Origin of the sequence: Streptomyces monticola (genome assembly GCF_042665355.1) — a bacterium.
In the GTDB taxonomy this organism is placed as follows: domain Bacteria; phylum Actinomycetota; class Actinomycetes; order Streptomycetales; family Streptomycetaceae; genus Streptomyces; species Streptomyces monticola.
The window spans coordinates 51,355-75,900 of record NZ_JBHTCF010000007.1 but is presented as its reverse complement, the minus strand read 5'-3'; the positions used below and the strand labels follow the sequence as shown (position 1 = coordinate 75,900).

Genomic DNA, 24,546 nt, shown 5'->3' with positions numbered 1-24,546 from the left:
TTACTGGCAGAGTTGTCGAAGTGGACTTCGGGAGGCGCGGCATGGCCGAGAAGGAGCACGAGCACGTACGGGTGGCGGTGATCGGGTCCGGGTTCGGCGGGCTCGGGGCCGCGGTCCGGCTGCGCCGCGAGGGCATCACCGACTTCGTCGTCCTGGAGCGGGCCGACGCCGTCGGCGGCACCTGGCGGGACAACAGCTACCCGGGGTGCGCCTGCGATGTGCCCTCCCATCTGTACTCGTTCTCGTTCGCGCCCAACCCGGACTGGCCGCGCACCTTCTCCGGGCAGGAGCGCATCCGGGAGTATCTGGAGCACGTCGCGGACGTCTTCCGGCTGCGGCCGCACATCCGCCTCAACTCCGAGGTCAAGCAGATGCGTTGGGACGGTGACGAGCTGCGCTGGGAGATCGACACGGTACGCGGCACCCTGACCGCCGATGTCGTCGTCTCCGCCACCGGGCCGCTCTCCGACCCGCAGATCCCCGACATCCCGGGCCTGGACACCTTCGAGGGCAAGGTCTTCCACTCCGCGCGCTGGGACCACGACTACGACCTGCGCGGCAAGCGCGTCGCCATGATCGGCACCGGCGCCTCGGCCATCCAGATCGTGCCGGCGATCCAGGCGGAGGTGGGCCGGCTCACGCTGTTCCAGCGCACCCCGCCCTGGGTGATGCCGCGCGCCGACCGGGCCATCAGTGGCGTCGAGCGCTGGCTGCACCGGCAGCTGCCGTTCACCACCCACGCGCGCCGCGGAATCCTGTGGGGCATACGGGAGCTGCAGGTCCAGGCGTTCACCAAGCGGCCCAATGAGCTGGGGCTCGTGGAGTCCCTGGCCAAGGCCAATATGCGCCGCGCCATCAAGGACCCGGCGCTGCGGGCCAAGCTGACGCCGACGTACCGCATCGGCTGCAAGCGGATCCTGCTGTCCAACGACTACTACCCGGCGCTGGCCAAGCCCAATGTGGACGTGGTGGCGAGCGGTCTGAGCGAGGTGCGGGGCAACACCCTCGTCGCCGCCGACGGCACCGAGACCGAGGTCGACGCGATCATCTTCGGCACCGGCTTCCACGTCACCGACATGCCGATCGCGGACCGGGTGGTCGGCGCCGAGGGCCATACGCTCACCGAGGTGTGGAAGACCGGCATGAAGTCGCTGCGCGGTGCGACGGCCGCCGGGTTCCCCAACTGGATGACGATCATCGGGCCCAACACCGGGCTCGGCAACTCCTCGATGATCCTGATGATCGAGTCCCAGCTGAACTACATGGCCGACTATCTGCGGCAGTTGGACGTGCTCGGCGGCAAGGCGGCGCTCGCCGCGCGGCCGTCCGCCGTGAACGAGTGGAACCGGCGCGTCCAGGAGCGGATGAAGCGCACCGTCTGGAACACCGGCGGCTGCAACAGCTGGTACCTCGACCCCAATGGCGTCAACACCACCCTGTGGCCCGGCACCACCACCGAGTTCCGCACCGCGACCCGGCGCGTCGACCTCGCCGAGTACGAGGTGGTCCGGGGGCCGCGGCCGGACGACGGTGCCGTGGCCCCGCCCGCCCCCGCCAAGAAGGCGCGTACGGAGAAGGTCGAGGCCGGCGCATGAGCCGATTGATGCGGACCAATGGGAAGCGCGGCGCGGACGGTCCTTACGCACCTCCGGTCGCCGCTCGCGAGCTGACCGCGGTCTCCGCCGACGGCGCGCGGCTGCATATCGAGGTGCACGGTCCCGAAGGCGCGCCCGCGGTGCTGCTGTCGCACGGCTGGACCTGCTCGACGGCCTTCTGGGCGGCGCAGATAAGGGAGTTGGCGCAGCAGCACCGCGTCATCACCTACGACCAGCGCGGCCACGGCCGCAGTCCCGCGCCAGTCGGGCCCGCCGGGTACAGCACCCAGGCGCTCGCCGACGACCTGGAGGCGGTGCTCGCCACCGCGCTCGAACCCGGTGAGAAGGCCGTGCTCGTGGGCCACTCCATGGGCGGGATGACGCTGATGGCGTCCGCGGGGCGGGCCAAGTTCCGGGAGCACACGGCGGCCGTTCTGCTGTGCAGCACGGGCAGTTCGAAGCTGGTCGCCGAGTCCACGGTGCTGCCGCTGCGGGCCGGCCGGCTGCGTACCCGGCTCACCAAGTCGGTGCTCGGGGCGCGGGCGCCGCTCGGCCCGGTCACGCCGGTGGCCAAGCGGATCCTGCGGTACGCGACGATGGGGCCCGGCTCGTCGCCCGACAAGGTCGAGGCCTGCGCGCGGATCGTGCACGCCTGCCCGCGGCTCGTGCGGCACGGCTGGTCGCATGTGCTCGCCGGGCTCGATCTCGACGCGGACGTACGGGAGTTGAGGACGCCGACCGCCGTGATCGCCGGGACCGTGGACCGGCTGACGCCCGTGGTGCACGCTCGTGCCCTGGTGGCCGCGCTGCCGAACTGCGTGGGTCTCACCGAGCTCGCGGGAATGGGGCACATGACTCCGGTCGAGGCGCCCGACGCGGTCACCGGGAAGATCCGGGAACTGGTCGGCGCGTACGTACAAGCCGGTCAAGCAGGTCAGGTCGGTCAGGTCGGTCACATCAAGGAGGGCGCATGAGCAAGGTGAGCCTGGAAGGCCAGGTCGCGGTCGTCACGGGGGCCGCTCGGGGCGTGGGTGAGCTGCTCGCCCGCAAGCTGTCGGCCCGCGGGGCCAAGGTGGCGCTCGTCGGTCTGGAGCCGGATGTCCTCAAGCAGGTCTCGGAGCGGCTGCACACCGAGAGCGACACCTGGTACGCGGATGTCACCGACCACGAGGCGATGGCGCAGGTCGCCCAGGAGGTGAAGCAGCGCTTCGGCAAGGTCGACATCGTGGTCGCCAACGCCGGTGTGGCGAGCGGCGGTCCGTTCGTCGACTCCGATCCGGTGGCGTGGCGCCGGGTGATCGAGGTCAATCTGATCGGCTCGGCCGTGACCGGGCGGGCGTTTCTGCCCGTGCTGATGGAGAGCCGCGGGTACTTCCTGCAGATCGCCTCGCTCGCCGCGATCACGCCCGCGCCCATGATGAGCGCCTACTGCGCGTCCAAGTCCGGGGTCGAGGCGTTCGCGCACTCGCTGCGGGCCGAGGTCGGCTACAAGGGCGTGAAGGTCGGCGTCGGCTATCTGTCGTGGACCGACACGGACATGGTGCGCGGCGCCGACCAGGACGACGTCATGCGGGAGTTGCGGCAGCGGCTGCCGTGGCCGTCCAACAAGACGTATCCGCTGGGCCCCGCCGTGGACCGGATCGTCGCGGGGATCGAGCGGCGCTCCGCGCATGTGTACGCGCAGTGGTGGCTGCGCGGGATGCAGTCCATGCGGGGCTACTTGCCGGGGATCATCGCGACCGTGGGGCAGCGGGAGATGCGGCGGTTCGAGCCGCGGCTCGGCGAGGTCGGCAAGGGGCTTGTGGGAGAGGGTGGCGCGGCGGACGAGAAGGTTCGTTCTTAGGGAGCGGCTTACGGTGCGTTGACCGTGCCGTCGGCCCGGGGCGCCGCTACATCGCCCTGCGGGCTCGTCCTCAATCGCCGGACGGGCTCAAATTGCGCCCCCCAGGCTCAAGACGGTGACCAACCGCCAAGAGCGCGCTGACGGGCTTCCATTGGAACTGCCAAGAGCGCACCCGTACTTGGTACGGGTGCGCTCCTGTGTGCGGCAGAGGGTTACTGCTCGTTCCACCGGTCCTGAGCGTCGTCGGCCTTGTCCTGGCCGTACTCCTGGGCCTGCGAGGCGCGGTCCGAGAGGTCGTCCTGCGCCTGCGAGGCACGGTCCGAGGTCTCGTCCTTCGCGTCGCCGAACTTGCTCTTGGCCTTGTCGGCGAGCTCGTTGGCCTTGTCCTGGAACTGGTCCTTCATGCCCATGAGGTTCACTCCCAAAGTGGGTGAGGGGGTCGGGCCTCGACCAGCGTGGCACGGTCGGACATTCCGCGCATTTCGATCAATTGCCCTCTGTAATCGTCCCTTATGCGCGGGGTGGCAGCCGCGGTCGGCGGCGATCCGGTACTGCCGAGTAGTCGGGCGGATCGGCCGCCGGGTGACGCTCCAGGAGGTCGAGTGCGACCCGGACCGCGTCGTCGAGCTGGGCGTGCCGGCCCTCGGCCCAGTCGAGCGGGGTGCGCAGGGCCTCGATATCCGGCTCCACGCCCTTGTTCTCGACGTCCCAGCCGTAGGTGTCGAACCATGCCGCGTTCATCGGCACCGTGATCACCGTGCCGTCGCCGAGCCGGTGCCGTCCCGTCATGCCGACCACGCCGCCCCAGGTGCGCTGCCCGACGACCGGCCCGAGGCCGAGCAGTTTGAATGCGGCAGTGATCATGTCGCCGTCGGACGACGTGGCTTCGTCGGCCAGGGCCACGATCGGGCCGCGCGGGGCGTTGGAGGCGTACGAGACCGGCTGGGCGTTGCGCGTCAGGTCCCAGCCCAGGATCGTGCGGGTGAGCTTCTCGACGACGAGTTCGCTGATGTGGCCGCCGGCGTTGCCGCGTACGTCCACGATCAGGGCCGGGCGGGAGACCTCCATGCGCAGATCGCGGTTGAACTGGGCCCAGCCGGAGCCGCCCATGTCGGGGATGTGCAGATAGCCGCACTTGCCGTGGCTCAACTCCCGTACGACTTCACGGCGTTTGGCCACCCAGTCCTGGTAGCGCAGGGGGCGTTCGTCGACGAGCGGGACGACGGCGACACGGCGTGAGCGGCCTTCGCCTTCGGCCGCCTTGAAGGTGAGCTCGACCGTGGTGCCGCCCGCGCCCGCGAGCAGCGGGTACGGGCCCGTGACGGGGTCCACGGGGCGGCCGTCGACATGGGTGAGGACCGCGCCCTCGCGGATGCCCGCGCCCGCGAGCGGTGAGCGGGCCTTGGAGTCGGAGGACTCGCCGGGCAGGATCCGCTTGACGAGCCAGGCGCCGTCACGGCAGACCAGATTGGCGCCGAGCAGGCCCTGGGCGCGCTGGAAGTGCGGGGGGCCCTCGTTGCGGCGGGCGGGGGAGACGTAGGCGTGCGAGGTGCCCAGTTCGCCGAGCACCTCGCGCAGCAGGTCCGCGAACTCGTCGGGGGACGCGACCCGTTCGACGAGCGGGCGGTACTGGTCGAGTACGGCGCCCCAGTCGATGCCGCACATGCCGGGCTCCCAGAAGTAGGCGCGGATGACCCGGCCCGCCTCGTCGTAGGACTGCTGCCACTCGGCGGCCGGATCGACCTCGTGCAGGATGCGCCGCAGATCGATCCAGACCGTGGAGTCGGAGTCGCCGGACTCGGTGGAGGGCACGGCCCGCAGCTCGCCCTCGTCGACGACGACGAGCCGGCTGCCGTCGCCGCTGAGCGCGAACCAGTCGAGATGACTGACCAGTTCGGTCTTCTTCGCCTTGGTGATGTTGAAGTGCTCCAGGCTCGGGCGGCCCGAGGTGTCCGTGGGATTGGCGAAGGTCTCGCCGAGCGCGCCGGAGATCGGCCACCGCATCCAGACCAGGCCGCCGCCGCTGACCGGATAGAGCGCGGAGTACTTGGAGGCCGCGACCGGGAACGGCGTGACCCGGTTCTCCAGGCCCTCGATCTCGACGGTGACCGTACCTCCACCGCTCTCGGCTTCGTTCGCGCGGGAGGCGGCTCCGTCACCGTCGTTCTCGGCCGGGTCGAGGCCGCCCGCCGCGGGCCGTCCGTCGGGGGAGAGCGCGAAGGGGGAGGGGGTCGCGGACGACAGGGGGACGAGATAGGGGCGGCAGCCGAGCGGGAACGACAGATCGCCGGTGTGCACGTCGTAGACCGGGTCGAAGCCGCGCCAGGACAGGAATGCCAGATAGCGGCCGTCGCTGGTGAAGACCGGATTCTCGTCCTCGAAGCGGCCGTTGGTGAGGTCGACGATCGTGCGGTCCTTGATCCGGGCCAGCTTGATCTGGCGCAGGGAGCGGCCGATGCCGGGGTGGGACCAGGTGAGCCAGTTGCCGTCCGGGGAGAACGCGAGATCGCGCACCGGGCCGTTGATGGACCGGATCAGCTCGGTGACCTCGCCGTTGGAGTCCTCGGTGACATCGATGAGCAGCAGCCGCCCGTCGTTGGAGGCGATGGCGAGGCGCTCACCGTCCGGGTCCGCGACCATCTCCTGCACCCGGCCGAGCTCGCCCGATGCCATCCGGCGCGGCTCCCGGTCGCCGCTCGCACGCGGCAGATACGCGATCTCGACGGCGTCCTCGCCCTCGGCGTCCGTGATGTACGCGACCTGGCCGCCCGAGCCGAGCATCTCCGGAAGCCGCACCCGCACCCCAGGGGTGTCCGTGATGGTGCGGGCCGGTCCGTCACGGTGGGTCAGCCAGTACAGGCTGCCGCGCACGACGACCGCGCTGGCCCGGCCCGTCTCGTCCACGGAGAGGGCGTCCAGATGGCTGGCGGCCGGTACCTGGTAGATCCGGCGCCCGGCGCGGGGCCCGCCGAGGCGGACGTCGAGCTTGCGGGGTCGGCCGCCGGGCGAGAGGTCCTCGACCATCCAGAGGTCGCCCGCGCACTGGTAGACGACCCGCTCGCCGTCACTGGCCGCGTGCCGGGCGTAGAACGTGTCGTGGTCGGTGTGGCGGCGCAGATCCGTGCCGTCGGGCGCGCAGGAGTACAGATTCCCGATGCCCTCGTGGTCGGCGAGGAAGGCGATCCGGTCGCCCACGAACATCGGGCTGGAGAAGTGCCCGCCGAGGTCGGGGAGCAGCCGCTCGCCGTGCAGCCAGAGACGGCCCGTGGCGCCGCCGCGGTAGCGCTTCCAGGCGGCCGGTTCGTGCGGGGGCTTGCCGGTGAGCAGCAGGGTGCGCCGCTCGCCGTCGACATCGGCCACCGCGATGTCGTCGACCGGGCCCCAGGGCAGCTTGCCGCCGGGTGAGCCGTCGGTCGGCACGGAGTAGGCCCAGGTGAAGTACGAGAAGGGCTGGCCGTGCGAGGCGACGGCGAGCACGTCGCCGTCGGGGGTCCAGCCACAGACCTTGGTATCCGTGTTGCCCCAGTACGTCAGGCGGGTCGCGGGACCGCCCGAGACCGGCACGACATGGATCTCCGGATCGAGACTGCGCCAGGTCGTGAAGGCGATCCTGGTGCCGTCCGGCGAGAAGCGCGGATGGCCGACCCGGGTGCGGTCCACGGTCAGGCGCCAGGCGCGCTCCGGGACCGAGCCCTCCGGGGTCAGCGGGGACACCCAGAGATCGTCCTCGGCGGCGAAGCAGAGGAGGCTGCCGTGCAGATGCGGAAAACGGAGATATGCGGCGTCACTCACCTCACCATGCTTTTCCGGTACGGAGGGGGCGGCAACCTGAGAACTTTGCGCGGGTGGGCGTGATCGGTTCGCGTGCTCGGCGCGGGTGATCGGTGCGGGTCACCAGTTCGCGTCACCAGTTCGCGTGGCCGGTGCGCGTGACCGGTGCACGTGACTGAGCACACGTACGAAACCGTTTCGTTTCGAAGACGCGTGCCGTACCGTCGTATGCGTACGAAACCGTTTCGTTCGGCATGCCGTAGCTTCGGCTCAAGGAACCCGGCACTTCGGCTCAAGGAAGGCACCACGGCGATGGCGCGCAGCCGTATCACCCCCGAGCGGGAGGCCGAGCTCTACGAGGCCGTGCTCGATCTGCTGCGCGAGATCGGCTACGACGCCCTCACCATGGACGCCGTCGCGGCGCGCACGAAGTCCAGCAAGGCCACCCTCTACCGCCAGTGGGGGAGCAAGCCGGAGCTGGTCGTCAGGGCGGTGCGGTTCAACAAGCCGGTCAGCCTCGCGGACATCGACACCGGGTCGTTGCGCGGTGACTTCCACGCGATGGTCGACGGTGCCGACGACTGCCAGATGGAGAAGGACTCCGCGCTGATGCGGGGTCTGGCCCAGGCCATGCACGGCAACCCGGATCTCCATCAGGCCATGCGCGAGCTGCTGTTCGAGCCCGAACTGACGGGGCTCGACGCGGTGCTGCGCCGGGCCGTCGAACGCGGCGAGGTACGGGAGGGGCATCCGGCCCTCCAGTACGTCGTGCACATGTTGGTCGGCGCCTTCGTGGCCCGGCAGCTGATCGAGGACAGGCCGCCGGACAAGGCCTTCCTCGCCGATTACGTCGATGCCGTGATCCTCCCCGCCCTCGGCATCTGACCCACCCACCCAGCTTCGTCCCAGTCCCACCTGACACGCCGCTCACGTCGTCGGGCTGGTTCCTCCTGCCCTGAACCCACCACGACTTGACCGGGAGTACGCCCAAGTGGCCACGTTCCTCTACAAACTCGGCCGGTTCTCCTTCCGGCGACGGCACTTCGTCGTCCTGATATGGGTCGCCCTGCTCGCCCTCGCCGGAGTGGGCGCCGCCAACTCGTCGGGCACAGGCTCGACTTCCTTCTCCATCCCCGGCACGGAGGCCCAGCGCGCCTTCGACCTCCTCGAGCAGCGCTCACCGGGTGCCAACCCCGACGGGGCCACCGCTCGCGTGGTCTTCAAGGCCCCGGACGGCCAGAAGATGACGGACCCGGCGAACAAGGCGGCCGTCGAGAAGGCCGTGCACGAGCTGCAGGGCGGCGGTGAAGTCGCCGGTGTCGCCGACCCGTTCAAGTCCAAGGCCGTCAGCAAGGACGGCACGACCGCCTACGCCCAGGTGTCGTACAAGGTCTCCGGAATGAACCTGGAGGAGTCCTCGCGCGACGAGCTCAAGGAGGCGGGCCAGGGCGCGCGGGACGCCGGGCTCACCATCGAGATCGGCGGTGACGCGCTGCAGGCCATTCCCGAGACCGGGGCCACCGAGATCATCGGCGTCGGGGTCGCGGCCGTGGTCCTGGTGATCACCTTCGGCTCCCTGGTCTCCGCCGGGCTTCCGCTGCTCACCGCGTTGATCGGGGTCGGTATCGGGGTCTCCGGGATCACCGCGCTCGCCACGGCGCTCGATCTGTCCAGCACCACGTCGACCCTCGCGATGATGATCGGGCTCGCCGTCGGCATCGACTACGCGCTGTTCATCGTCTCCCGCTACCGGGCCGAACTGGCCGAGGGGCGCGAGCGCGAGGACGCCGCAGGACGGGCCGTCGGCACCGCGGGCTCGGCCGTCGTCTTCGCCGGACTCACCGTCGTCATCGCCCTGGTGGGCCTCGCCGTCGTCAATATCCCGATGCTCACCAAGATGGGCATCGCGGCGGCCGGCACGGTGGCCATCGCCGTACTCATCGCCCTGACGATGATCCCGGCGCTGCTCGGCTACGCGGGCAAGCGCGTCTTCGGCAAGAAGGCGCGCAAGGCGGCCGAGGAGAAGCAGCGGGCCGAGGAGAAGCAGCGGGACGGAGGCGGGGGCGCGGGCAAGGACAACGCGGGTACCCGCTGGGCCCGGTTCGTGCTGCGCAAGCCGCTGATGGTGCTGCTCGTCGGAGTCGTCGGGCTCGGTGCCGTCGCGCTGCCGGCGAGCAAGCTGGAACTCGGTCTCCCCGACGACGGCGCGCAGCCGACGAGCACCACCCAGCGCAAGGCCTACGACCTGGTCTCCGAGGGCTTCGGGCCCGGCTTCAACGGGCCCCTGATGGTCGTCGTCGACGCCGAGGGCAGTGCGGAGCCGAAGGCGGCGGCGGCCGAAGTCGCCAGGACCGTCTCGGGGTTGAAGGACGTCGCCGCGGTCACCCCCGCCACCTTCAACAAGGCGGGCGACACCGCCGTACTCACCGTCGTGCCCACCTCCAAGCCCAGCAGCACGGAGACCGAGGAGCTGGTGCACGCGATCCGGGACGCGGGCGGCAAGATCACCGCGGACACCGGCGCCAAGACCATGGTCACCGGCACCACCGCGATGAACATCGATGTCTCGCAGAAGCTCAACGAAGCCCTGCTGCCCTATCTGGCACTGGTGGTGGGCCTCGCCTTCCTGCTGCTGATGGTCGTCTTCCGCTCGGTGCTCGTGCCGCTGAAGGCCGCGCTCGGCTTCCTGCTCTCCGTGGTCGCCGCGCTCGGCGCGGTCGTCGCGGTCTTCCAGTGGGGCTGGCTCGGCTCGCTGTTCGGGGTCGAGCAGACCGGCCCGATCATGTCGATGATGCCGATCTTCATGGTCGGTGTGGTCTTCGGCCTCGCGATGGACTACGAGGTGTTCCTCGTGACCCGGATGCGGGAGGCCTACGTCCACGGGGAGCGCCCTGGCCAGGCGATCGTCACCGGCTTCCGGCACGGTGCACGGGTGGTCTCGGCCGCCGCGGTGATCATGATCGCGGTGTTCGCGGGCTTCATCGGCTCCAGCGAGCAGATGGTGAAGATGATCGGCTTCGGCCTCGCCATCGCGGTCTTCTTCGATGCCTTCGTCGTCCGTATGGCCATCGTGCCCGCGGTTCTCGCGCTGCTCTCGCACCGCGCCTGGTGGCTGCCGAAGTGGCTCGACCGGCTGCTTCCCAATGTCGACGTCGAGGGTGAGCAGCTGCGTGAGCGGCTCGGTGACGAGTCCGGTGTGCGTCCCGAAGACCCGGACAAGGAACGGGAGTTGGCCCGCGTCTGAGTCCAGGGACGAGCCGCGTCCGAGTCAGGGAGTGAGCCGCGGCCGGGTCAAGGAGTGACGGGTGCCGCCGCCGCGTAGGTGCGCCGCAGGAAGCGCATCAGCGGTACGCAGTCGAACTGCAGCACCGTCACTCCGCCCGGCGCGTGGAACTCGACCACCACTTGCACCCGGCCGCACGGCCAGACGCGGATGTCGCCGCTGCCGGCCGGGGAGCGCAGGCCCTGCTCCAGGAGTTCCCGGGGCAGGGCCCACTCCTTGCCGGACACGTTCTTCTCGGGCGGGGAGCCCGGGAGGGCAATCCGGACGTCGTGGGCTTCCGAAGAAGGGTCGTAGCGGAGGGCCACGCGCAGCGCGCGCTGGCCGTCCGGTGCGTCGGTGACGAGATGGGCCCGTGCGTGTTCCTCGACCACGGCGGACATCACGGGCTCCTCACAGTCGCACGGTTTTCACTGCGGTTCCTCCACTAATGTCGCATATTTCCAGAGATCGGCTCCAGCGCTAATTGTGTCCCCGCCGCTCTTGCAAAGCCTTTGCAAGAGGCCACTATCATCGAACGGCTAAGCACCTGGTCGAGCCCTTGGCCAAGCCTGGTCGAGCCCTTGGTCAATCCCCTTGCCGAAGCGGAGCCTGCCCATGCATGTCCCCGACGGATTTATCAACGCCCCGGTCTCCGCGGTCACCGGAGTCGTCGCCGCGGGCGCCGTCGCCGTGTCCCTGCGGGGTGCGCGCAGGGAACTCGACGAGCGCACCGCACCGCTCGCCGGGCTCGTCGCGGCCTTCATCTTCGCCGTGCAGATGCTGAACTTCCCCGTCGCCGCCGGCACCAGCGGGCATCTCCTGGGCGGGGCGCTCGCCGCGATACTCGTCGGGCCCTGTACCGGGGTGCTCTGCGTCTCCGTGGTGCTCCTGATGCAGGGCGTCCTCTTCGCCGACGGCGGTCTCACCGCGCTCGGCGTGAACATCACGAACATGGCCGTCGTCACGGTCGTCGTCTCGTATCTGCTCTTCCGCGGCCTGGTCAAGGTGCTGCCGAAGAAGCGCCGCTCGGTGACCGTCGCCTCCTTCGTCGCCGCCCTGGTCTCCGTGCCCGCGGCCGCGACCGCCTTCACCGCGATGTACGCGCTCGGGGGCACCACGGATGTGGCGCTCGGCACCGTCTTCACGGCCATGGTCGGCGTGCACACCCTCATCGGCATCGGCGAGGCCGCCATCACCGCGGCCACCGTCGGCGCCGTCATCGCCGTCCGCCCCGACCTCGTGTACGGCGCCCGCGGCCTGACCGCGCCGCTCAAGCTGCGGGTCGGCGGCGAACTCGTGGACGCGGCCCCGGCGACCGTCGAGGGCCCGGTCCGCTCGCCCCGCAAGGTGTGGGCGGCCGGCCTGGTCGCCTCGCTGGTGCTCGCGGGCTTCGTCAGCTTCTACGCCTCCGCGAACCCCGACGGCCTGGAGAAGGTCGCCACGGACCAGGGCATCGACAAGAAGGCCGAGGACCACGCGGCCAAGGACTCCCCGCTCGCCGACTACGGCGTCAAGGACATCGCGAACGCCCGGCTCTCCGGCGGCCTCGCGGGCGTGATCGGCGTGGGCGCCACGGTGGTCGTCGGCACGGGCGTGTTCTGGACGGTACGGCGCCGGCGTGCGGCGGCGGCGGTGTCGGAGGAGACCCCCGTCCGTACGGAAGAACGGATCTGACATGGGCGCCGGCCACGCCCACCGCCTCTACCGGCACGCACACTCGCCGGTGCACGCGCTGCCGCCGCACTGCAAGCTCGCCGCCGTCTTCTGCTTCGTGGTGGTCGTCGTCTCGACGCCGCGCGAGTCGATGTGGGCGTTCGGGCTCTACGCGGCGCTGCTCGCGGCGGTGGCGTACGCGGCCCGCGTACCGGCCGGCTTCCTGCTCAAGCGGCTCCTCATCGAGGTGCCGTTCGTGGCGTTCGCGGTCCTGATGCCGTTCGTGGCGCAGGGCGAGCGCGTCGAGTTCCTCGGTCTCTCCCTCAGCGTGAACGGCCTGTGGGGCGCCTGGAACGTCCTCGCCAAGGGCACCCTCGGCGTCGCCGCCTCCGTCCTCCTCGCCGCCACCACCGAACTGCGCGAACTCCTCCTCGGCCTGCAGCGCCTCAAGCTGCCGCCGCTGCTCGTGCAGATCGCCTCCTTCATGATCCGGTACGGGGATGTGATCACGGACGAGATGCGGCGGATGCGGATCGCGCGCGAGTCGCGCGGCTTCGAGGCACGCGGCGTACGCCACTGGGGCGTCCTCGCCAAGTCCGCGGGCGCCCTCTTCATCCGCTCCTACGAGCGCGGCGAGCGGGTCCATCTCGCGATGGTCAGCCGTGGCTACGCCGGTTCGATGCCGGTCATCGACGAGGTGACGGCCTCCCGGGCGCAGTGGTCGTACGCCCTCACGCTTCCGCTGTCCGCTCTCGCGGTCTGCCTGTTGGGATGGTTTCTGTGACTGCTTCGTCTCCTGCGGCCCCTGAGCCGGCCCTCTCGCTGGAGGTCTCCGGCCTCGCGTACGCCTACCCCGACGGGCACCAGGCGCTCTTCGGCGTCGACTTCGGCATCGGCCGCGGTGAGCGCGTCGCGCTGCTCGGGCCCAACGGCGCGGGCAAGACCACCCTGGTCCTGCACCTCAACGGCATCCTCACGGCGGGCGCGGGCTCGGTCACCGTGGCCGGACTCCCGGTGGCCAGGGCGAACCTCGCCGAGATCCGCCGCCGCGTCGGCATCGTCTTCCAGGACCCGGACGACCAGCTCTTCATGCCGACGGTGCGCGAGGACGTGGCCTTCGGGCCCGCCGCGGCGGGCCTGCGCGGGCCGGAGCTCGAAGCCTGCGTCCACAAGGCGCTGTCCCTGGTGGGCATGGAGTCCTTCGCGGACCGGCCCCCGCACCATCTGTCCTTCGGGCAGCGGCGGCGGGTCGCGGTGGCGACGGTGCTCGCGATGGAACCGGAGATCCTGGTCCTGGACGAGCCGTCGTCCAACCTCGACCCGGCGTCACGGCGCGAACTCGCGGACATCCTGCGGTCGTTGGACGTGACGGTGCTGATGGTCACGCACGATCTGCCGTATGCGATGGAGCTCTGTCCGCGGGCGTTGGTGCTGAGTGAGGGCGCGGTGGTGGCGGACGGCCCGACGGGCGAGCTGCTGGCCGACGACGAGCTGATGCGGGCGCACCGGCTCGAGCTGCCGTTCGGCTTCGACCCGCGGTCGGTGCGGTCGGGCGCCTGAGAGTCGACCCGGAATCCACGGTGATGGATGAACGTTGCACCATGGAGGGTCGGCAACGTGAGGACAGGAGTGGCCGTGGACGTCCAGGGCACCGTGGCGCCGGGGTTCGAGCCCGTCGAGGACGCCTTCGTACGCAACTTCACCGAGCGCGGTGAACGCGGCGCCGCCGTGACCGTCTACCGCCACGGCCGCAAGGTCGTCGACCTGTGGGCCGGCACCAGGGATGTGGACGGAGACGAGCCCTGGGAGCAGGGCACCGCCCAGATAGTCCGCTCCGCCACCAAGGGCGTCGCCGCCGCCGTCCCGCTCCTCCTGCACCAGCGTGGCCGCCTCGACCTGGACGCCCCGGTGGGTACGTACTGGCCCGAGTTCAAGGCACAGGGCAAGGAGCGCACCCTCGTACGCCAGCTGCTCTCGCACCGCGCGGGCGTCCCCGTGCTCGACCGGCCGCTGACCGTGGCCGGGCTCGACGAGGGGCCCGACGCGGTCGCCGCCCAGAGCCCCGTCTGGGAGCCGGGCACGGACCACGGCTATCACGCGCAGACCTACAGCTGGCTGCTCGGCGAGCTGGTGCGGCGCGTGACGGGACGCACCATCGGGCAGTGGATCGCCGATGAGCTCGCCGGGCCCCTCGGCCTCGACCTGTGGCTGGGGCTGCCCGCGGCGCAGGCCCACCGGGTGGGCCGGGTCGGACCGGTCGAGCCGCCCGCCACGGGCCCAGGCGCCCTTCGGATGCGCCCGAAGCGGAACGTCGCCGAGGCCTACGCCGACCCCGAGTCCCTCACACGCCGCGCCTTCGGCGCCCTCGTCGCCCCGGACGAGAACGCCCCGGAGTACCGCGCCGCCGAACTCGCCGCGTCGAACGGCATCGCCACCGCCCGCTCCCTGGCCCGCTTCTACGCCGCGCTGATCGGTGCGGCCGACGGCCGGGCACGGCTGTTCGCGCCTGCCACCGTCGCGCTCGCGCGGACCGAGGAGTCGGCGGGTCCCGACCGGGTGCTCGTCGTGAACACCCGCTTCGGGCCCGGCTACATGCTGCACGGCCCGGCGTCCCCGCTGCTCGGCCCCGGCTCGTTCGGCCACCCGGGACGCGGCGGTCCGCTGGGCTTCGCGGACCCCGAGTCGGGCATCGCGTTCGGGTATGTGACGAACGGCCTGCAGAAGGGCGTCACGGCCGACCCGAGGGCGCAGGCCCTGGTGCGGGCGGTCCGTACGGCCCTGTGAGCGGCGCTCACCCCGCGTGCAGCATCAGCCCGATCCCGACCACCATCAGGCCCGCCGCCGCGATCCTCGGCGCCCCGAACCTCTCCTTGAAGAACACCGCGCCGATCCCCGCCCCCACGATGATCGACGACTCCCGCAGCGCCGCGATCGGGGCGAGCGCCGCCCGCGTCTGCGCCCACAGGACCAGGCCGTAGGCGGCGACCGAGAGGGCCGCGCCGAGCAGGCCGCGCAGCGCGTACGGGCGCAGCAGCGACGGCAGTTCGGAGCGGTGCCGGTAGAGCGCGTACGCCGGGATCGCCAGGCCCTCCAGGATCATCAGCCAGGCGATATAGCCGAGCGAGGTGCCGGAGGCGCGTACGCCCACGCCGTCCACGACCGTGTACGCCGCGATGGACAGGCCGGTCGCGAGGGCGGCGACGATCGCGGGCCAGTGCGGCCGCCGCCCGGAGCCGCGGATACCCCACAGGGCCAGGCCCACCAGGCCCGCGGAGGCCACCGCGACACCGGTCAGCTGCCAGCCGTCGATGCGCTCGCCGACGAAGACGGCGGCCGCGACGGTGACGACGAGTGGCGCCGTACCGCGGGCGATGGGATACATCTGGCCGAAGTCGCCGAGGCTGAACGACCGCATCAGCAGGGCCTGGTAGGCCACGTGCAGGGCCGCGGAGGCGATCAGGGCCGGCCACGCGCCGGCCGCCGGGAGCGGGGCGAAGCAGGCGAGGACCGCGCCGATCAGCGCGCCGCCGCCGGAGAGCAGCGTGAAGGCGAGGAGCTGGTCCTTGATGTGGTGGGCTATCGCGTTCCAGCTGGCGTGCGTGACGGCCGCCAGGACGACGGCCGCCGCGACGAGCGGGGTCACGCGGTCTGCTCGCGGACGTCCGCGAGGGTGCCGCCGGCGTGCGCGATCAGCGACTTGGGGGCCATCGGGAACACGGCGTGCGGGGTGCCCGCGGCCGCCCACACCACGTCGTGGGCGAGCAGCGAGCGGTCGGCGATGACCCGGGTGCGGGTGCGGTGGCCGAAGGGCGGCACGCCGCCGATCGCGTACCCGGTGGTCTCCCGGACGACACCGGCGTCCGCGCGCGTCACCTTCTCGGCGCCCAACTCCCGTCGTACGAGCTCCACATCGACCCGTGAGGCGCCGTCCATGAGCACCAGGACCGGAACGTCGTCCACCGCGAAGATCAGCGACTTCACGATCTGGCTCAGCTCGCAGCCGATCGCTTCGGCGGCCTGCGCGGCGGTGCGGGTCGCCTCCGGGAAGGTGCGCACCTGGTCGATCACGGAATCCAGGCCGAGTGCGCGCAGGGCCTCGGCGAAACGGGGGTGGGCGGCGGTGCCGGCTGAGCTGCTCATGGCGGCACGCTAGCGGTAGGTGTACGCGCCATGCGACCCGGTATCGAGGTCCTTCAGGTCCGGGGGTGCGCCGCCCGCATCGTGTACGGGACGCCTGCCGGCGCCGCGCACCCCCGGTTCGCTTACTCCCCGCCCCGGAGGACCGCCGCCACCAGCGGCCCCGCCGACTTACCGCCGCGGCCGCCCTCCTGGATCACCGCTGCCGAGGCGAGGTCGCCGCGCCAGGCGGTGAACCAGCCGTTGGGCTTCTTCTGGCCGTCGACCTCGGCGGAGCCGGTCTTGCCGCCGATGTCCGGGCCGAGGCCCGCCATCGCCTCGGCAGCGGAACCGGAGGTGGCGGTGTAGGTGAGCAGCTCCTTCAACTGGGCCTGCGCCGCCGGGCTCAGCTTGCGCGGGGCGGTCGCGAGGGCGCGCTCGTCCACCTCGGGGGCGACCAGATAGGGCTGGCGGAATACCCCCGTCTTGGCGGTCGCGATCACCGAGGCGACGTTCAGCGGATTCATCCGCACCCCGCCCTGGCCGATCAGCGAGGCGGCCATCTGCGCGTCGGACTGCACCGGCACCGCGCCGTCGAAGGTGGAGACACCGGTGGTCCAGTTGCCCCGGCCGAGCCCGAAGACCTCCTGGGTCTGCTTGGTCAGGTCGTCGTCCTTGAGCTTCTCGGCCTGCGAGATGAAGGCCGTGTTGCAGGACGCGGCGAAGCTGGAGCGGAACGTGCCGTTCTTGATGTCGAACTTCTCGACGTTCTGGAACTTCCAGCCGCCGTACTCCTGGTACTTGGGGCACGGGTGCGGCTTGTCGATGCTCGCGAGCTTCTTCTCCAGGAGCATCGAAGCGGTCACGATCTTCATCGTGGAGCCGGGCGCGAGGGAGCCCTGCAGCGCCACGTTCATGCCGCCCGCGTTGGAGTTGGCGGCCGCCAGGATCTCGCCCGTGGACGGCTTGAGGACCACCACCGAGGCCCGCTGCCGCTTCTTCACCTCGGCCTCGGCGTTGGCCTGCGCCTTGGCGCTGAGGGTGGTGCGGACCGTGCCGGGGGTGCCCTTGGTCAGGGTCAGGAGCGTCTTGTCGGGAAGGGCCTTGTCGTCCGTCTTGTCCTTGCTGCCGTCGGCGCCCCGCTGCTCGGCGTCCTTGGACTCCTTGCGCACGATGCGCAGTTCGACGCCCGGCTTGCCGCCGGACTTGTCGCCGTACTTGTCGCGCAGCGAGTCGAGCACCGAGCCGAGGGAGGGGTACTTCTGCGGGGTCAGCTCGGTGCCGTCCCGGTCCACGGCCTTGATCGGCGGCGTCCCGGCCTCGCCCGCGCGCAGCGAGTCGCCCTCGCGCAGGCCCGGGTGGACCACCGACGGCTGCCAGTGCACGACCGGCTTCCCGCTCTTCTCGTCGCGTACGACGGTGAGTTCGGAGTCGTAGGCGAGGGGCTTGCTCTTTCCCTCGTACGAGGCAACGGCCGACACCGAGAACGGCACCTTCCCGCCCGCGGGGGTGCCCGGCTCCAGCTTGACCTCGCTGAGACGGGCGTCCTTGCGGTACCCGGTCAGGGCGGTCTTCGCGGCCCTCTCGTCGTCGGTGTACGCCGCCGCCCCCGCCGCGTCGTCCTTCGCCCAGGCGGCGAGGAACTTCTCGGTGGTGGTGCGTACTTCGGAGGTGCTCGGCGGCCCCTGCTCCGCCTTGGGGCGCCCGGCCGTGGTCCGGCTGCCCGCCTGCGAGCCGCCGTCCTCCGTGCCGCCGCCGGACAGCGCGTACGCGGTGAAGCCCGCGCCGGCCGCGACGACGGCGACGGCCCCGCCGATGAGGGCGGCCCTGGCCTCCTTGCGCATCCCCTGCAGGGAGCCCAGCACCTTGCCGCCGCTCTCGTTGCCGCTCCCGTTGCCGGGTTCCACGCGCCTTCTCTTGCCCACAGCTACTTCCTCCGCAGATGCCCCGCGCTCTCCGTACCGAACCTGGCCGGATGGGCACCCTATAGGTGTCAAGTGACCTGGCGCTCCCGCCGGGGCACTCGCTTGCCCCGCCGCTGGTCAGCCGCCCGCGCGCAGCACCTCCGCCACAATCGGCCCGGCCGTGTCGCCGCCGTGCCCGCCCTCCTGGGCCAGCGCGGCCGCGGCGATGTCCCCGCGATAGCCGGCGAACCAGCTGTTGGGCCTGTCCTGCCCTGCGACGTCGGCGGAACCGGTCTTGGCGCCGACGTCCGGGCCGAGCCCCGCCATCGCCGCCCTGCCGGTGCCGCTGAGGGCGGTGTGCCGCATCATCTGCCGCAGTTGGGCGGCGGTGGATCCCACCAGCGGCTCTGCGGTGGCCAGTTGACGGTTGTCGAGGCGCTGCGGCACGACCACCGGCTGCCGGAAGGCGCCGTTCCTGATGGTCGCGGCGACGGACGCGAGGTTCAGCGGGTTCATCTGCACCTGGCCCTGGCCGATCAGGGCGGCCGCGGTGTCGGGGCCGCCGGACGCGGGCACGTTGCCGTCGAGGGTGATGACCCCGGCCTTCCAGTCGGCGCCGATCCCGAAGTAGCGCCTGGCCTCGTTGGTGAGGTCGTCGACCTGCAGATCGTCGGCGAACTTCACGAACGCCGTGTTGCACGAGCGCGCGAAGCTGTCCGCGAGCGTGGCGTCCTCATCGGCCGTGAGCCCCGTCAGATTGCCGAACTGCTGGCTCTGCCAGACCGCCTTGTCCGGGCAGGGCGCCTTGCCGCTCGCGCTGGTGAGGCCCTTGTCGATGAGCAGCGCCGCCGAGACCATCTTCATCGTCGAGCCGGGTGCCATCGCGCCCTGGAACGCCGCGTTGAAGCCGTCCGCGCGGTGGTTGGCGACGGCCAGGATCTCGCCGGTGCTCGGCTTCACGGCGACCACGGACGACTCGGGGTGCCGCGCGACGGCCCGCTCGGCGGCGGCCTGCGCACCCGCGCTGAGCGTGGTGCGCAGCTCGCCCGGCCGGCCCTTGGCGAGGGTCAGCAGCGTCTCGTCGGCCGCGCCCTCGCCCGCCCGCTCGATCCACAGCTCCACACCGGGGGTGCCGTCGAGCTTGTCCGCGTACCGCTCGCGCAGTGAGTCGAGGACGGGCCCGAGCGAGGGGTACTTCTTCTCGGTCAGCTCGGCGCCCGACCGGTCGAGCGCCCGCACGGGAGGCGCGGGGGCCTCACCGGCCTGCAGCGCGTCGCCTTCACCGAGGTTCGGGTGCAGCACCGACGGCTCCCAGTCGACCAGCGGCCGCCCGGACTGCTTGCCGCGTACGACGGTGAGTTCCGAGTCGTACGAGAACGTCTTGCTGTGCTTCTTGTACGTCACCGTCGCGGTCACCGAGAACGGCACCTTCGCGCCGTCCGCCTTGCCCGGCGCCAGCTTCACTTCGGTGATGCGGCCGTCGGTGCGGTACGCGTCGAGTGCCTTCTGGGCCTCGTCGGCGTAGTTCGTGTACGACGCCGCGTCCGTGGCCGAGCCCTTCTCCCAGGCCGCCAGGAACGTGGCGGCCGTCTCGCGGACTTCGGCCGCGCTCGGCGGCCCGCTCTTCGTGGCGGGCGGCCCGCCGTCCCCCGAATCCACGCCCCCCGCGACACCGTTCAGCAGATTCCAGGCGCCGATTCCGGCGCCTCCCACCATGACGGCGAACACCCCGCCGACCAGAGCGACTTTGGCCCCACTGCGCATCCGCGCCCCCTCCCCATGAGTCCTTGAACATGTTCAAGTTCAAGGAGTGACAGGAGAGTACGACGGCGAAGGAACCGAAAGGGGCGCCGTTATGTGAACGGGACGAAGAAGTCCGGATTCAGACCCACGTGTCGAACCACATCCGCGCCCGCCAGGAATCCACCGGAATGGGCGTGCCCGTGTAAATGGGCCAGAAATAAATGAAGTTCCAGATGATGAGCAGGACCAGGACGCCCGCGGCGACGGCGCCCCCCACCCGGCGCCGTTCCGACGACCCCGGCGGGCCGAGGATCGCGCCGATCATCATGGCCACGGCCAGACACAGGAAAGGCACGAAGACGACGGCGTAGAAGTAGAAGATCGTGCGCTCCTGGTACATGAACCAGGGCAGATATCCGGCCGCGATGCCGCACAGGATCGCCCCGGCCCGCCAGTCGCGCCGGAACAGCCAGCGCCACAGCACATAGGCGACCGCGAAGCACGCCGCCCACCACAGGAGCGGGGTGCCGAGGGCCAGGACCTCGGCGGCGCACTTGCCGGCCGCGTCGGTGGGGCAGCCGTCCTTACCGGGCGCCGGCGACTCGTAGTAGTACGAGACGGGGCGGCCGAGTACCAGCCAGCTCCACGGGTTGGAGTCATAGGTGTGGCCGGAGGTCAGGCCGATGTGGAACTGGTAGACCTCGTACTCGTAGTGCCACAGGCTGCGCACCCAGTCCGGCAGGAAGGTCCAGTTGCCGCCCTTGCCCTCGGTGCTCGCCCAGTTCCGGAAGTAGCCGTTGTCGGTGACGATCCAGCCGGTCCAGGAGAGCAGATACGTGCCGATGGCGACCGGGACCGTGGAGACGAACGCCGGGACGATGTCCCGCTTCAGGACGGCCAGATAGGGGCGTCCCGCGCCCGCGACCCGGCGCGCGCCCACGTCCCACAGGACCGACATCAGGGCGAACGCCGCCAGGATGTAGAGGCCGTTCCACTTGGTGGCGAAGGCCAGGCCGAGACAGACCCCGGCGGCGATCCGCCAGGGCCGCCAGCCGAGCCGGGTCCGCTCGGCGACTTCGGAGTCGGGGCGTACGACACCGTCCTCGTCGACCGGGAGCCTGGCGAGGAGCCGGGCCCGGGACTTGTCCCGGTCGACCACCAGGCAGCCGAAGGCGGCGAGCACGAAGAACATCAGGACCAGGTCGAGCAGCGCGGTCCTGCTCATCACGAAGTGCAGGCCGTCCACCGCGAGCAGCCCGCCGGCCAGACAGCCGAGGAACGTCGAGCGGAACAGGCGGCGTCCGATGCGGCACAGCATCAGGACCGACAGCGTGCCGAGCACGGCCGTCATGAACCGCCAGCCGAACGGTGTGAGGCCGTGCATCCACTCGCCGAGCGCGATGACCCACTTGCCGATCGGCGGGTGCACGACATACGACGCCTCGTGCCCGAGCGGCACGTCCGAACCGAGCCGGATGACCTCGTCGTTGTAGTCCTTGGGCCAGTTCACCTCGAAGCCGCGGTGCAGCAGCGCCCAGGCGTCCTTGGCGTAGTACGTCTCGTCGAATATCACCTTCTTGGGGTGACCGAGGTTCCAGAACCGCAGGGCCCCGGCGACGAGCGCGACGAGCAGCGGGCCCGCCCAGGCGAGCGCCCGGTGCAGCGGCGCGATCCGCTCCGCGGGCACCCGCAGCGCCGCCCACAGCCGCGGTCCCGGCTCCGTGAAGGGCGGGACGAGGCGGTCACGGACGCCACTTCTGGCCGGCGCGGCATAACCGAATCGGCGCAGCCGCAGCTGCCAGGACGGCTGCTGCCGCTCCCGCGTATCGGAGGCGCCGGCGGGGCCTGAAGAGCCGGTGGGGTCCGTGGTGGACGCTGGACTGGTCACCGCGCCATCGTAGGGAACGCGGCTGTGTGAGTCCCGCGCCCGGGGCCCCGTGCCGGACCGGCCGCCCTTGCCGGACCGGCCGCCCTTGCCGGACCGGCCGCCCGTGCCGGACCGGGCCCTCGTGCCGGACCGGGCACCGCCGGGTCCCTGCGAGGATGGGCCCGTGACAGCAGGAACGCTCGTACTCGCAGGAACGCCCATCGGGGACACCGCCGACGCGCCCCCGCGCCTGGCCGCCGAGCTGGTGGCGGCGGACATCGTGGCGGCCGAGGACACCCGCCGCCTCCGGCGCCTCACCCAGGCCCTTGACGTACAGCCCGCGGGGCGGGTCGTCTCGTACTTCGAGGGCAACGAGTCGGCCCGTACGCCGGAGCTGGTCGAGGCGCTCGCCGACGGGGCCCGGGTGCTGCTCGTCACGGACGCGGGCATGCCCTCGGTCTCCGACCCCGGCTACCGCCTGGTCGCCGCCGCCGTCGAGCGGGACATCCGCGTGACCGCCGTGCCGGGGCCCTCCGCCGTGCTCACCGCCCTGGCGCTGTCCGGACTGCCCGTGGACCGCTTCTGCTTCGAGGGGTTCCTGCCGCGCAAGGCGGGCGAGCGCCGCTCGCGCCTCACCGAGGTCGCCGAAGAGCGCCGCACCCTCGTCTACTTCGAGGCCCCGCACCGCCTCGACGACACCCTCGCCGCGATGGCCGACGTCTTCGGCGCCGAGCGCCGCGCGGCCGTGTGCCGGGAGCTGACCAAGACCTACGAGGAAGTGAAGCGGGGCACGCTCGGCGACCTCGCCGTGTGGGCCGCGGACGGGGTGCGCGGCGAGATCACCGTCGTCGTCGAGGGCGCCCCCGAGACCACCGCGGAACTGGACGCCGACGAGCTGGTGCGGCGCGTGTCGATCCGCGAGGAGGCGGGGGAGCGGCGCAAGGAGGCGATCGCCGCCGTGGCGGCCGATGCGGGGGTACCCAAGCGGGAGGTCTTCGATGCGGTCGTGGCGGCAAAGAATGCGGCGCGAAGCGGCCCATCGGACGGTAAAGGACTATCGTGAAAGGCAAAGCGTAGGCCGCGCACCAGGTCTTTTCCACATGAGAAGGCCAAAACCGCTCCAATAGTCGACAGGCCTGATGCGCTCCCGGCGGGAGAGGCGTCCACTGGTTGAAGGGACGCGGACCTCCCGTCCCGGAACATGCTTGTCCAGCGGACAAGAGGAGCTGGCATGAGTGAGATCACCGGCCGCACCACCGCAGGTATGCCGAGCAAGGCCATAGCCACCGTTCACGAGTCGTATTCGTTCGCATGCATGCGGTGCGGGCACGGCTGGGAGCAGTCGTACGACATCGAGCACTACGTCGACGGCTCGGGCAATGAATTCGTGATGTACGTCGTGAACGGCGAGCGGGTGCCGTCCCCGCTGACCCGGCCCACCTGTCTGAACTGCGGCGGCCATGTCGTCCGGATCATGAAGGCGGGACAGGTGTCGTCGGTGCTCGACATGCTGCGCAAGGAGCACCACAGCCGCCGGACGCCGAAACAGGACCGGGGCGAGGGTGCGGCCGGGGGCGGCGAGGCCGAGCCGGACTCCGACCACCACTGGCACCTGTCCGACCTGCTGCATCCCTTCCGGGGTCATCACCACAAGCCGGAGTGACCCGGAGTGACCCGGAGTGAGCCCGGAGTGAGCAAGGGCGGCCCCCGGTCCCCTTCGTAGGATCGGGGGCATGAGCCCCAAGCAAGCCGCCGCAGCCGCCGACGCCGCCAAGGACCCGAAGGCCGCCAAGGATCCGAAGGCCGCCAAGGATCCGAAGGACGCGGCGCCCCCGCTGCCGGAACCCCTGCGGGTGCCGGTCGCCGACTCGCACACCCACCTCGACATGCAGTCGGCCTCGGTCGCCGACGCCCTCGCGGACGCCGCGGCCGTGGGCGTCACCACCGTCGTCCAGGTCGGCTGCGACCTGAAGGGCTCACGCTGGGCGGCACAGACGGCCGCGGAGCACGCGGCCGTGCACGCCACGGTCGCCCTGCACCCCAACGAGGCGCCGCGCATCGTGCACGGCGACCCCGACGGATGGTCCCGGCAGGGCGCGCGCGAGGCGGGCGGGGACGCCGCACTCGACGAGGCGCTCGCCGAGATCGACCGGCTTGCCGCGCTGCCCCAGGTCAAGGGCGTCGGCGAGACCGGGCTCGACTACTTCCGCACCGGACCCGAGGGCAAGGAGGCGCAGGAACGCTCGTTCCGCGCGCACATCGAGATGGCCAAGCGGCACGGCAAGGCCCTGGTCATCCACGACCGCGAGGCGCACGCCGACGTCCTGCGCGTCCTCAAGGAGGAGGGCGCCCCCGAGCGCACCGTCTTCCACTGCTACTCCGGCGACGCCGCGATGGCCCAAGTCTGCGCACAGCACGGCTACTTCATGTCCTTCGCCGGCAACGTCACCTTCAAGAACGCCCAGCCGCTGCGGGACGCCCTGCAGGTCGCGCCCCTCGAACTCGTCCTCGTCGAGACGGACGCGCCGTTCCTGACCCCCGCCCCGTACCGCGGTCGGCCTAACGCGCCATATCTCATTCCGGTCACATTGCGGGCCATGGCCAAGGTGAAGGGCCTGAGCGAGGACGCGCTGGCGGAGGCGGTACGCGGCAACACGGCGCGCGCATTTGATTACTGACCGATAACGCGCGGCACGCCTCATCACTGGGCAATGCAACGACACAGCGTGACGGCATGACTTTGGAGAGTAGTGCCCGCTCCGCTAGGTTCTGGTCGCCGATCTGAGGACCGT

Annotated in this window: 20 protein-coding genes; 12 read left to right on the top strand and 8 right to left on the bottom strand. The window is 71.2% G+C overall.

What is annotated here, in order from left to right:
- Window positions 1-41 precede the first annotated feature (41 nt).
- From ACFQVC_RS18390 to ACFQVC_RS18380, 3 genes are read left to right on the top strand one after another with little or no spacing between them, the layout of a single operon-like run.
- The gene (locus ACFQVC_RS18390; protein WP_381831543.1) at window positions 42-1,595 is read left to right on the top strand and encodes a flavin-containing monooxygenase; all 1,554 of its coding nucleotides are present in this window, start codon (window positions 42-44) and stop codon (window positions 1,593-1,595) included.
- Window positions 1,592-2,569 (top strand): alpha/beta fold hydrolase, encoded by a 978-nt coding sequence (locus ACFQVC_RS18385; protein ID WP_381831542.1) that lies wholly within the window; start codon window positions 1,592-1,594, stop codon window positions 2,567-2,569. Before ACFQVC_RS18390 ends, ACFQVC_RS18385 begins: the two co-directional genes overlap by 4 nt.
- A complete protein-coding gene (locus ACFQVC_RS18380) occupies window positions 2,566-3,438 on the top strand; it encodes an SDR family oxidoreductase (protein WP_381831541.1) in 873 nt (290 codons plus the stop codon). The genes ACFQVC_RS18385 and ACFQVC_RS18380 overlap by 4 nt, the downstream gene beginning before the upstream one ends.
- Window positions 3,439-3,650: 212 nt before the next feature.
- Here ACFQVC_RS18380 and ACFQVC_RS18375 read toward each other — a convergent pair whose 3' ends face one another.
- Both ACFQVC_RS18375 and ACFQVC_RS18370 read right to left on the bottom strand, forming a co-directional pair.
- A complete protein-coding gene (locus ACFQVC_RS18375) occupies window positions 3,651-3,848 on the bottom strand; it encodes a hypothetical protein (RefSeq protein WP_381831540.1) in 198 nt (65 codons plus the stop codon).
- Window positions 3,849-3,948: 100 nt separating this feature from the next.
- Window positions 3,949-7,230, bottom strand: a complete 3,282-nt coding sequence (locus ACFQVC_RS18370) for a S41 family peptidase (RefSeq protein WP_381831539.1) — start codon at window positions 7,228-7,230, stop codon at window positions 3,949-3,951.
- 291 nt (window positions 7,231-7,521) lie between these two features.
- On the opposite strand from ACFQVC_RS18370, the gene ACFQVC_RS18365 reads away from it, so the two are divergent.
- Together ACFQVC_RS18365 and ACFQVC_RS18360 are read left to right on the top strand one after the other, a co-directional pair.
- Window positions 7,522-8,094 (top strand): TetR/AcrR family transcriptional regulator, encoded by a 573-nt coding sequence (locus ACFQVC_RS18365; protein ID WP_381831538.1) that lies wholly within the window; start codon window positions 7,522-7,524, stop codon window positions 8,092-8,094.
- Between the two features lie 106 nt (window positions 8,095-8,200).
- On the top strand, window positions 8,201-10,453 hold the full coding sequence (locus ACFQVC_RS18360) for an MMPL family transporter (RefSeq protein ID WP_381831537.1): 2,253 nt from the start codon (window positions 8,201-8,203) through the stop codon (window positions 10,451-10,453).
- Window positions 10,454-10,500: 47 nt separating this feature from the next.
- Here the strand turns inward: ACFQVC_RS18360 and ACFQVC_RS18355 are convergent, their stop codons facing one another.
- Complete coding sequence (locus ACFQVC_RS18355; protein WP_381831536.1) at window positions 10,501-10,872, bottom strand: SsgA family sporulation/cell division regulator; 372 nt, start codon at window positions 10,870-10,872, stop codon at window positions 10,501-10,503.
- Between the two features lie 214 nt (window positions 10,873-11,086).
- Between ACFQVC_RS18355 and ACFQVC_RS18350 the strand changes: the two genes are divergently transcribed.
- From ACFQVC_RS18350 to ACFQVC_RS18335, 4 genes are all read left to right on the top strand, one after another.
- Window positions 11,087-12,145 carry an energy-coupling factor ABC transporter permease gene (locus ACFQVC_RS18350; RefSeq protein ID WP_381831535.1) on the top strand — a complete coding sequence of 353 codons (1,059 nt, stop codon included), beginning with the start codon at window positions 11,087-11,089 and terminating at the stop codon, window positions 12,143-12,145.
- 1 nt (window position 12,146) lies between these two features.
- Window positions 12,147-12,908, top strand: coding sequence for a cobalt ECF transporter T component CbiQ (gene cbiQ, locus ACFQVC_RS18345; RefSeq protein ID WP_381831534.1), 762 nt, complete (start codon window positions 12,147-12,149; stop codon window positions 12,906-12,908).
- Entirely contained in the window at window positions 12,896-13,684 is a 789-nt protein-coding gene (locus ACFQVC_RS18340; RefSeq protein WP_381831533.1) for an energy-coupling factor ABC transporter ATP-binding protein, read from the top strand. Before cbiQ ends, ACFQVC_RS18340 begins: the two co-directional genes overlap by 13 nt.
- 75 nt (window positions 13,685-13,759) lie before the next feature.
- On the top strand, window positions 13,760-14,908 hold the full coding sequence (locus ACFQVC_RS18335; protein ID WP_381831770.1) for a serine hydrolase domain-containing protein: 1,149 nt from the start codon (window positions 13,760-13,762) through the stop codon (window positions 14,906-14,908).
- 7 nt (window positions 14,909-14,915) lie between these two features.
- Here the strand turns inward: ACFQVC_RS18335 and ACFQVC_RS18330 are convergent, their stop codons facing one another.
- From ACFQVC_RS18330 to ACFQVC_RS18310, 5 genes are all read right to left on the bottom strand, one after another.
- Window positions 14,916-15,767, bottom strand: coding sequence for an EamA family transporter (locus tag ACFQVC_RS18330; protein WP_381831532.1), 852 nt, complete (start codon window positions 15,765-15,767; stop codon window positions 14,916-14,918).
- Window positions 15,764-16,264, bottom strand: coding sequence for a YbaK/EbsC family protein (locus ACFQVC_RS18325; protein WP_381831531.1), 501 nt, complete (start codon window positions 16,262-16,264; stop codon window positions 15,764-15,766). The genes ACFQVC_RS18330 and ACFQVC_RS18325 overlap by 4 nt, the downstream gene beginning before the upstream one ends.
- Before the next feature lie 122 nt (window positions 16,265-16,386).
- Complete coding sequence (locus tag ACFQVC_RS18320; RefSeq protein WP_381831769.1) at window positions 16,387-18,084, bottom strand: penicillin-binding transpeptidase domain-containing protein; 1,698 nt, start codon at window positions 18,082-18,084, stop codon at window positions 16,387-16,389.
- Between the two features lie 198 nt (window positions 18,085-18,282).
- Window positions 18,283-19,908: a penicillin-binding transpeptidase domain-containing protein gene (locus ACFQVC_RS18315; protein ID WP_381831530.1), complete on the bottom strand. Its 1,626-nt coding sequence runs from the start codon at window positions 19,906-19,908 to the stop codon at window positions 18,283-18,285.
- 118 nt (window positions 19,909-20,026) lie between these two features.
- Complete coding sequence (locus tag ACFQVC_RS18310) at window positions 20,027-21,775, bottom strand: dolichyl-phosphate-mannose--protein mannosyltransferase (RefSeq protein ID WP_381831529.1); 1,749 nt, start codon at window positions 21,773-21,775, stop codon at window positions 20,027-20,029.
- Between the two features lie 163 nt (window positions 21,776-21,938).
- On the opposite strand from ACFQVC_RS18310, the gene rsmI reads away from it, so the two are divergent.
- The 3 genes from rsmI to ACFQVC_RS18295 all read left to right on the top strand — a co-directional run bounded on the left by rsmI (window position 21,939) and on the right by ACFQVC_RS18295 (window position 24,432).
- On the top strand, window positions 21,939-22,817 hold the full coding sequence (gene rsmI / locus ACFQVC_RS18305; protein ID WP_381831528.1) for a 16S rRNA (cytidine(1402)-2'-O)-methyltransferase: 879 nt from the start codon (window positions 21,939-21,941) through the stop codon (window positions 22,815-22,817).
- A gap of 168 nt (window positions 22,818-22,985) precedes the next feature.
- Window positions 22,986-23,417, top strand: coding sequence for a hypothetical protein (locus tag ACFQVC_RS18300; protein ID WP_381831527.1), 432 nt, complete (start codon window positions 22,986-22,988; stop codon window positions 23,415-23,417).
- A gap of 70 nt (window positions 23,418-23,487) precedes the next feature.
- A complete protein-coding gene (locus tag ACFQVC_RS18295) occupies window positions 23,488-24,432 on the top strand; it encodes a TatD family hydrolase (protein WP_381831526.1) in 945 nt (314 codons plus the stop codon).
- Window positions 24,433-24,546 lie beyond the last annotated feature (114 nt).